Source organism: Thermosynechococcus sp. M98_K2018_005 (assembly GCF_015295825.1).
Lineage (GTDB): Bacteria > Cyanobacteriota > Cyanobacteriia > Thermosynechococcales > Thermosynechococcaceae > Thermosynechococcus.
The window spans coordinates 1-8,756 of the sequence record NZ_DVEH01000005.1; the positions used below are offsets into that span (position 1 = coordinate 1).

8 protein-coding genes are annotated in these 8,756 nt (G+C 51.6%); 3 read left to right on the forward strand and 5 right to left on the reverse strand.

Annotated features, from left to right (window positions below):
- Positions 1–537 precede the first annotated feature (537 nt).
- Positions 538–1,809, forward strand: coding sequence for a CHAT domain-containing protein (locus IGQ15_RS00510; RefSeq protein WP_297047595.1), 1,272 nt, complete (start codon positions 538–540; stop codon positions 1,807–1,809).
- Between the two features lie 7 nt (positions 1,810–1,816).
- On the opposite strand, the gene hemC is transcribed toward IGQ15_RS00510, so the two are convergent.
- Positions 1,817–2,779: a hydroxymethylbilane synthase gene (gene hemC, locus IGQ15_RS00515; protein ID WP_297047599.1), complete on the reverse strand. Its 963-nt coding sequence runs from the start codon at positions 2,777–2,779 to the stop codon at positions 1,817–1,819.
- A 73-nt stretch (positions 2,780–2,852) separates the two neighbouring features.
- Positions 2,853–4,187, reverse strand: coding sequence for a TIGR03279 family radical SAM protein (locus IGQ15_RS00520; RefSeq protein ID WP_297047603.1), 1,335 nt, complete (start codon positions 4,185–4,187; stop codon positions 2,853–2,855).
- A gap of 157 nt (positions 4,188–4,344) precedes the next feature.
- Between IGQ15_RS00520 and IGQ15_RS00525 the strand changes: the two genes are divergently transcribed.
- Together IGQ15_RS00525 and IGQ15_RS00530 are read left to right on the forward strand one after the other, a co-directional pair.
- Positions 4,345–4,575, forward strand: coding sequence for a hypothetical protein (locus IGQ15_RS00525; protein ID WP_363315751.1), 231 nt, complete (start codon positions 4,345–4,347; stop codon positions 4,573–4,575).
- A complete protein-coding gene (locus IGQ15_RS00530; RefSeq protein WP_297047606.1) occupies positions 4,572–6,197 on the forward strand; it encodes a cyclic peptide export ABC transporter in 1,626 nt (541 codons plus the stop codon). Before IGQ15_RS00525 ends, IGQ15_RS00530 begins: the two co-directional genes overlap by 4 nt.
- On the opposite strand, the gene ntcA is transcribed toward IGQ15_RS00530, so the two are convergent.
- The 3 genes from ntcA to IGQ15_RS00545 form a co-directional block, all read right to left on the reverse strand.
- Positions 6,194–6,859 carry a global nitrogen regulator NtcA gene (gene ntcA / locus IGQ15_RS00535; RefSeq protein ID WP_297047616.1) on the reverse strand — a complete coding sequence of 222 codons (666 nt, stop codon included), beginning with the start codon at positions 6,857–6,859 and terminating at the stop codon, positions 6,194–6,196. The genes IGQ15_RS00530 and ntcA overlap by 4 nt on opposite strands.
- Positions 6,860–7,032: 173 nt before the next feature.
- The gene (locus tag IGQ15_RS00540) at positions 7,033–7,677 is read right to left on the reverse strand and encodes a DUF2834 domain-containing protein (protein WP_297047609.1); all 645 of its coding nucleotides are present in this window, start codon (positions 7,675–7,677) and stop codon (positions 7,033–7,035) included.
- Positions 7,678–7,683: 6 nt separating this feature from the next.
- Positions 7,684–8,343 (reverse strand): hypothetical protein, encoded by a 660-nt coding sequence (locus IGQ15_RS00545; RefSeq protein ID WP_297047611.1) that lies wholly within the window; start codon positions 8,341–8,343, stop codon positions 7,684–7,686.
- Between the last annotated feature and the right edge of the window lie 413 nt (positions 8,344–8,756).

Below are 8,756 nucleotides of genomic sequence, written 5' to 3' on the forward strand. Positions count from 1 at the left end.
ACAGGTAATGTTACTACTGGCGGTGGCAACTTTGATGCTGTAGCCTACCGAGGTCAATTGACTACGGGAAGTATTAATACTGCTGGAAGTGGCGGTAGCGTTACCCTATTTGCTCCAAACATCACTACAGGCAATATTTTTACAAATGGTGGAAACGTTAGCCTGAGTGGCGGCAACATTATTTTCAACTTCATTAACGCCGGAGCGGGTGGAGTTGATATCTATGCTGAGAATTCATTGCGCGCTTTAGGAACCTTTGATCGCAATGGGGTGCCCACTAGCATATTTGGCCGCTCGGTCAATATCTTCATCAACAACGACATACCATTCTTAGTTGGTAACTCTGATCGCAATGGAACAGCAGGTGCTATTCAGTCAGAGAACTCCATTATTTCCCGGCCGCGAACCTTGTCAGGCTTGGTAGAAGTAGGGAATATTCGTTTTGAGAATACAGGTCAAAGCGTACCTATTATTCCTGAGCAAGAAGCTAATACACTGCTGGAACCACCTCCGCCTGTTACCTATGCACCATCACAGTTGCCCCCTGAGTCATCTCCGATTCTTTTGACAACGGATATTGAGATTGCACTGGCTAATAATGATCTCAGTCGTGCTCTTGGCCTTTTAGACCAGCGAGCTTGTGAACAGGTCACCAGTTACTTTGGTCGTCCCTGCGATAGAAGTGAATTATCTATTGAAGATTTGCAAGCCGTGCTAAATGAAATTGCTAAGCAAACAGGCAAGAAGCCAGCCGTCATTTATACACTGGCACGGCCAGATCAACTGGATTTAATGATGGTGACGCCAGAGGCAGAGCCACTTCACCTACCAGTGCGGGGAGTGCGACGTGAGCAACTCCTAAAAACGGTGGATCAGTTTACGAATAGTGTGCGGGATCCACGCTTGGTCAATACCCGTGCTTATCTACCTGCATCCCAGCAACTCTATCAGTGGTTAATTGCACCTTTACGATCCCAGTTGGATGCTCAAGGCGTTGAAACACTGGCTTTTGTTTTCGACAGCGGCATGCGGGGAATTCCCGTGGCGGCACTCCATGATGGCAAAGGCTTCTTGATTGAGCGCTTTAGTATGGCCTTGGTGCCCAGTATGAGCCTCATGGATACCCGTTATCGCAGTGTCCAACAGGCACGGATTCTGGCCATGGGGGCATCGGAGTTCAAAGATCAGTCGCCTTTACCCGCTGTACCCGTCGAGCTAGCTCAAATTACTAAGGATTTAGGGGGCGGCACAGAGTTCCTTAATGCTGACTTTACGATTCCCAACTTGGTGCGGCAACATCGGCAGGGAACTTATCAAATCATCCACTTAGCCACTCATGGCGAGTTTCAGCCGGGGTCGCCTGAAAACTCCTACATTGTCTTTACTGATGGGCGATTGAATTTGTTGCAGTTGCGGAATTTACGCCTGTATCGTCCGGCAACGGAGTTACTGACATTGAGTGCCTGTCGTACAGCGGTGGGTGACTTGGATGCCGAGCTGGGATTTGCGGGTTTGTCAGTGCAGTCTGGGGTAAAGTCGGTGCTGGCCAGTTTGTGGTATGTCAGTGATGAGGGGACACTGGCTTTGATGACGGGCTTTTACAATCAGTTGAATAGGGCATCGATCAAGGCTGAGGCACTACGGCAAGCGCAATTGGCGATGTTGCGGGGCGATATTACAGTCAAGGGTAATGAACTGCGCACCATTCGTGGGGGGATTCCCTTGCCACCAGAGGTTGCTGTAGGCGATCGCTCCCTGAGTCATCCCTACTTCTGGGCGGCCTTTACGATGATTGGTAGTCCGTGGTAGGCACAAACTAGCGTTCCGGTCGCACAGTGGCAAAAATCTCTTCCAAGATCTCTGCGGCACCCTGTTCACGGAGTTTTAGGGCAAGGCGCGTCCCCAGTTCTTCTGCGCTGGCAGGCTCCCCTGTGAGACTGTCTTTGACAAGGCGCTGGCCATCGAGACTCGCCACTAAACCAGTGAGGGTGAGTTGACCATTCTCAATCACTGTATGCACCCCAATGGGCACTTGACAGCCCCCTTCCAATTGCCGTAGAAAGGCTCGCTCTGCTAAGCAACGGGCTGCTGTTTCTGGATGTTCGAGGGTCTTGACTAAGTCTAAAATGTCGGCATCGTCGGCGCGGCATTCAATGCCCAGAGCGCCCTGACCCACGGCATAGAGGGACACTGTTGCCGGTAAGACTTGGCTAATGCGATCGCCAAAACCCAAACGCCGCAGACCGGCCACCGCCAAAATCAAGGCATTGTATTCCCCAGCATCCAACTTGGCCAAACGAGTATTTAGATTGCCCCGCACATCCTTAAACGTGAGATGGGGGTAGTGGTGGCGCAGTTGTGCCAAGCGACGCAGGGACGAAGTACCAATGACCGTGCCTTCAGGTAGGGTATCAATGGTGTGTCCTGTCCATTTCGCGCCTAAAACGAGGGCATCCGCTGGGTCTTCCCGCTCAGTAATCGCACCTAAAACTAAACCATCGGGCAACTTGGTGGGTAAGTCCTTGAGGGAGTGAACGGCCAAATCCGTTTCGCCTCGCAGCATTGAGAGTTCTAGCTCTTTGGTAAAGAGGCCTTTATCGCCAATTTTTGCAAGGGCGACATCAAGGATATTGTCCCCTTGGGTGGTCATGGTCACCACCTCAAAGGCGCGATCGCGATGGTGGGTTTGCAGTTGCGCCTGTACCCATTCCGTTTGCACAAGAGCCAGTTGACTTTTGCGGGAACCAATGCGAACCGGACGGGATGAGGTGGCAATCATAGCGTTGAGTGTGCAGCAGACAGCATCCAGCCATTATAGGCCGCGTGGATCCCAAGGGGCAAGATCAGGCATTTTAGGGGTGGGTACAAGCGGCAATAATCCCTGCTGCGCCACCAGAGACCACTTGAATGGGTACCCCTAGCGCTTCCTCCACAGTGGCTAAAGGCACATCATCCAGAAAAACGGGTTCATCGTGCTTGAGCATCAGACTGGGCAGAAGTAGGCGATCGCCCAAGGGTTTGCCCTTCAGGTGATAGATCAAATCATGGCCGGTTAATAGCCCTGTCACGGACATCTGCTGTCCCCAATAGTCGCTAGCAAGGGCATAGAGATCAAGGCGCAGGTTCCCAATCTGATTAAGGCGAGCCACCAAGGGTTCAAAAGCCTGTTCCACCGTATTACCCACCACCCAACTCAGATGACGCGGCTGCGGTAGGCGTTGGGGAAGCTGTTGGGCATGAAGCTCAAACTCTTCTAAAAACAGGCGAATGGTTCCCACCCCATTACTGAGTTGAGGATAGTCCTGATAGTGAGCGGCAGGGGGTAAGGGCGATCCGGCAATCAAGAACCATTCATCCGCCAGCCAAGCAAAGGGGGTTTGCCACTGCTGTTCAAACTGCTGTTGAAGCGCCTGTACCTGTTGAATCACTGCTTGGGCATGGTCGGGGGTAACGGGAATCAGTTCATCCTCAGCAGGGCGAAAGCGGGTCAGCCCCACGGGCACCACTGCCACTGAAAGCACAGTTGGCTCCTCAGGATCATAGAACTGGGCTAAATCCCGCAGTGTTTGCTCGAGACACTCGCCGTCATTAATGCCCGGACAGACAACAACTTGGGCATGGAGTTGCAGCCGCTGCTCTTGAAACCAGCGAATCTGTTGCAGAATTTCTCCTGCCCGTGGATTTTTCAGTAGGCGTTGGCGGACACTGGGTACTGTGGCATGGACAGAAACGTAAAGGGGAGAAAGGCGCAAGCGGGCAATGCGCTGCCACTCTGACGGAAGCAGGTTCGTCAGGGTAATGTAGCTGCCATAGAGGAAGCTGAGGCGGTAGTCGTCATCCTTGGCGTAGAGGCTTTCCCGTTTGCCGGGGGGTTGCTGATCAATAAAACAAAAGGGGCAGCGATTGTTGCACTGCATCAACCCATCGAAAAGGGCAGTGGTAAACTCCAGTCCTAAATCTTCATCAATGTCTTTTTCAATTTCGAGGACGTAGGTTTGGCCGTCTTTGCCCAGTACTTCGAGGGTGAGGTATTCCTCGGCACAGAGAAACCGATAATCAATCAAATCGCGGGGGCGATCGCCATTAATGGCCACTAAAGCATCACCGGGTTCAAATCCTAACGCAGCGGCAATAGAGCCGGGTTCCACAGCAGCCACAACAGCCGGGCGAAGGGCGCGATCGCTCATGGTTGATTGTTGAAAAGAGGGGGTAAAGTCAGCAAAACTTCTTTATCTTGTACTCTACCTTAGGCAGCACAGCCGCTTCCAACTCTCAGGATTCTCAAAGCAACCATAGGGTTGATATAGTGGTGTTCTACATATTCCTGGAATTTTAACGAGGACAATGATGGGGTTATTGGGGATTAGCTTTACCGTTGGTGCAGGTAACTTTATCCCCTTTTATGGGGTGTTGCTGCTGGGTCTTGTGGCTGCCGTGAGCATTGGCCTCATTGCATGGTACAACTCGAAGCGTCCCCCCGGTTGGGAAAATGCCGATCGCCCCAGTTTTATTCCCAAGTTGAATCTCGAAGAGTCTGAGTCCAACTCTACCCCTGATGAGACGACCGATTCGTGAGGCTCTTTCGGATTCTTTTACGGGCGGCTTGGCCGACGATTGTTGCGGCAGCGATCGCTGGACTTCTCAACGGTGGCAGCACGGCTGCGCTCATTGCCCTAATGAATGCTGCCCTGCAGAAAACCCCTGCCCTCCAGCGCTTCTTACCTTGGGGATTTGTTCTTCTCGGCACGCTCCTACTGCTGACCCACTTTAGCTCCCAAGTGCTGCTCGTGCGGGCTGCCCAACAGGCCGTTTATGAAATGCGCCTCCTCCTGAGTCGCCAGATTCTCGCTTCACCCCTACGCCAGTTAGAAGCCATTGGCAATCCGCAACTCCTTGCGACGCTGACAGAGGATGTGGATGCCGTCTCCCGTTCCTTCTCAGTCCTGCCCAATCTTTTTAATGCCATTGCTATTGTCATTGGCTGCTTGATTTACATGGGTTGGTTGTCGCCGCCCCTCTTTTTTGCCCTTGTGGGCTTAATTGTCATTGGTACTGGCAGCTACTTATTTCTAGCGGGCAGAGCACGCAAATTCCTAGAGCGAGCACGGCAGCAACAGGATTACCTCTTTCAACACTTTCGGACACTCACCGAGGGCAATAAAGAACTCAAGCTCAATCGGCAACGGCGGTTGGCCTTCTTTTATCGGGAGCTAGAACCCACTGCCCAGAAAACACGACAGCAAAACGAGCTAGGGTACATGGTCTTTGCCATTGCTGCCAGTTGGGGACAGTTGCTGCTCTTTGTCACCATTGGCTTCTTTCTCTTTACGCTGCCCCATTTGTTGGGAGCCCCACCCACAGTTCTCTCAGGGTATGTCCTGACGATCATTTACCTCATGCTGCCGATGCAACAGGTGATTGATGCCATTCCAGTATTTAGTCGTGCCAGCGTTGCCCTCAAGAAGGTGGAATCCCTACAACTGAGCCTTGGAGATCCGCGCCAAAACCTCAACGAGGCAGGCGAACTCCCTCCCCTTGGCTGGAAAACCCTCTCACTGCGACAGATTCGCCATCAGTACCACGGTACTCACGAGGATGAACCTGCAACCTTTACCCTAGGCCCTTTGAGTTTGACCGTGCGGGCTGGGGAACTACTTTTTATTGTCGGTGGCAATGGCAGCGGTAAATCCACCCTAGCCAAAATTATTACCGGGCTGTATATTCCCGATCAGGGAGAAATTTGGGTGGATGATCACTGTTTGCAGCCTGAGGACTACGAATGGTATCGCCAACACTTTGCCACGGTTTTTAGTGACTTTTATCTTTTTGAGTCACTGTTGGGTATTGAGTCCCCCGAACGCCTCGCAGAAGTGCCAAGTTACCTCGAAAAATTGCGCTTGAGCCACAAAGTCCGCCTAGAAGGCAACCGCTTCTCCACAACCTCTCTTTCCCAAGGGGAGCGCAAGCGTTTGGGGTTGTTGATGGCCTATCTCGACGATCGCCCCGCCTACCTCTTTGATGAATGGGCAGCGGATCAAGATCCCCTCTTTCGAGATATTTTCTACCGCCAACTCCTACCCGAGCTAAAGGCTCAAGGCAAAACGGTATTTGTGATTAGCCATGACGATCGCTATTTTGACGTGGCCGATCGCTTGATTAAACTGGACTATGGCCAACTGGTGGCCTCTCACCCCTAGGTAAACTGCTGGCTCAGCATCAGCGGATTATGCACGGTGATTTTCTTTTTGTGAATTGAGATCATTTTCTGATCGCGGAGTTCCCCCAAGAGGCGAGTCACAGTGACCCGTGTCGAACCAATGGCCTCGGCGATCGCCTGATGGGAAAGTTTCAAATCCACCGTTACGCCGGCACTGGTGGGAATACCAAAATCACGGCAAAGAATCAGTAAAAAGCTGACCAAGCGGGATCCCATATCGCGGTGGGCAAGGGTCTCGATCATCATCTCCGTTTGCAGGATTCGCGATGACAGCCCCTGAATCATAAACATCAGCAAATCGGGATCCTCGTGCATTGCCTTTTCCACCTGTTCGATGGGAACGGCCAATAGCTCCACATGCGTAAACGCCACTGCATGGTAAAAGCGATCGGAGCGAGTACCGGTAATCAGGGACAGCACCCCAAATACCGTATTTTCCCGCAGCAGCGCCACAGTAATTTCTTCGCCCGCTTCATACACCCGTGAGAGCTTCACTGCGCCCTTGAGGAGAAAATAGACCTTTTCCGCTGGATCCCCCGGAAAGAAAATGGTTTTGCCGCGTTCGTAGGTTTCAGTGGTGGATGGAAACAGGCCACTGGCCATGTGGCGAAAGACGGGTGCTAAGGGTTGATCTTTGTTCATGAGTCGTGTGTCAATCCAAGGCGGTTTAACTTGTGGTGTGGCGATCCCATAGGGTGCTGTCAGCATTGATATCCCCCAACAATGCAATTCTCTCAACGCCAGCGAATCTTGCTCCGGGTGAAGAGTTCAGCATTGACAGATTAGTAAAACCAATTCAGGGGGATTTTTTTGTATCATGCCACACTTTTTTTCGAGAGAATTAAGGGCGGACGCAAAAGCAAGTACCCTAATGCTCCTAAAAGGGGGACAAGGCTCCACCACCGCCACGGTGACTTTTCCAGCCCTCGCCGTTGCCAGTCATCCAGCAGTAGCACCGGCAAGAGCAACGACAGCAGGCAAAAGTCTAGGGTCATCACATGAATAAAGCGGCTGGTTTGCCACTGCTGCCAAAAGTCTTGCCAATCGCCGCCGACCAAGCCATAGCCAAGAAAGCCCCCAGCCAATAAACCAATGGCAACGGCAGTGAGCCGTGATTCCCAAAGGCGTACCCCCCGATTAAGTTCTCCGGTGAAGATCGGTGCTGGCTGGCGCAGGCTCAAATAGGGTAAGAGGGCAAACGCACCCACGACAAAACTAAAAGCCGCAAATGGCCACGCGGGAAATCGCTGTTCTTGACCATCCACCACCAGCAATGCGGTGTAAATCAGTGGCCACACGCCCATCAAATTAAAGAGACTGACAATTAGGGGGTTAATGCCCTGCCAGTCTCCCGTCGCTAACCGTTGAATGAGTGTCAGTGTTTGCGGTTGATCGGGGGGTGCAAAACCAAAGCTATAGACAATCAATCCCAGCCAAAGAACCGCAAAGAAAATCCGCATACAGCTCTAAGCTAAAACCGTTTCGCGTACCCCCGCTTTTTGCAGTTGTTTTGTAAATTGGGGCAGCACTCGCTGGCACTGGCGGATAAATGCCTCTAGCCAACCTTGCAAATGCTCTAGCTGCTCCTCACTGAGAAACACATCGCGGGTGGACTGGTACCCTTGACAAACCACCCGACCGTCATTGGTCACTGTAAAGTCAGCGAACCAACTGCTGTAGGGACGAGTACCCCGCCAATAGTTGGCCACAATCATCTTGCCAAGGTATTTCTGGGCGATATCGCCAATTTTGTTAAAGTGTTCTAGCACTTCAGCCAAGGTGACGCCTTTTGCTGCGGCCCCTTTTGTTTCTTCAAGCTGGGGCAGGGTAATGTCTGTCAGTTCTTCGTGAGGCTGTCCCGCCAGACCCATAAGGGCAAAGAGTTTTTGTTCCAGATTGGCGAGGTAGCGATTGTAGGTTTGGCCGTTGCGGCTGAGGGTTTGGTGCATCCGAACCATGAGCTCAATTTCTGCCAACTTGGTTGCCGCCAAGGATTCTAGGCGTGCCAATTGATCGGCAAAGGCTTGGCTGTCACTTTCGGTACCCTTCACGGTCAACCCAAGGGATTCAGCGCGCTCTGCAAGCAGACGGCGAATGTAGTAGCGAGTCATGGGTGTGAGCGACATCATCTGAACCTCAAACGTAGGCAAAATGGAACATCAATGGAATGTGAACTTTTATAAACTGGCTTAACACTTCCTCTGCCTTCGTTGTAAGATGCTGCTGTTCTATTTAACTAATCCATCCTGAAAGCAGTAGAAATCTAGTGTTAGGCGAAAGATAGGCTACTCCTCCCATCCTTTTACCAATTTAAGGGATGAATCATACACTGTGGCCAGCAATTTAGTAATTTTACGAAAATTCACCAAAACTTGGAGAAATTCAATCCCTCTAAAATCAGCTAGGGTTACCGAGGTTTAGGGCTGCGGCAAGGGTTCTGCCATTTCACCATTGAGAAATGAAAAAAGGGGGCGATCGCCCCCCTATCACAATTATAACATTTTCCTAGGTGCTCAATTTTTACAGCGTATTCAGTTAT

Coding starts and splice junctions, on each gene's coding strand:
- hemC (WP_297047599.1), bottom strand. CDS start 2,779: ATGATTGCCACCTCATCCCGTCCGGTTCGCATTGGTTCCCGCAAAAGT.
- IGQ15_RS00520 (WP_297047603.1), bottom strand. CDS start 4,187: ATGAGCGATCGCGCCCTTCGCCCGGCTGTTGTGGCTGCTGTGGAACCC.
- IGQ15_RS00525 (WP_363315751.1), top strand. CDS start 4,345: ATGATGGGGTTATTGGGGATTAGCTTTACCGTTGGTGCAGGTAACTTT.
- ntcA (WP_297047616.1), bottom strand. CDS start 6,859: ATGAACAAAGATCAACCCTTAGCACCCGTCTTTCGCCACATGGCCAGT.
- IGQ15_RS00540 (WP_297047609.1), bottom strand. CDS start 7,677: ATGCGGATTTTCTTTGCGGTTCTTTGGCTGGGATTGATTGTCTATAGC.
- IGQ15_RS00545 (WP_297047611.1), bottom strand. CDS start 8,343: ATGTCGCTCACACCCATGACTCGCTACTACATTCGCCGTCTGCTTGCA.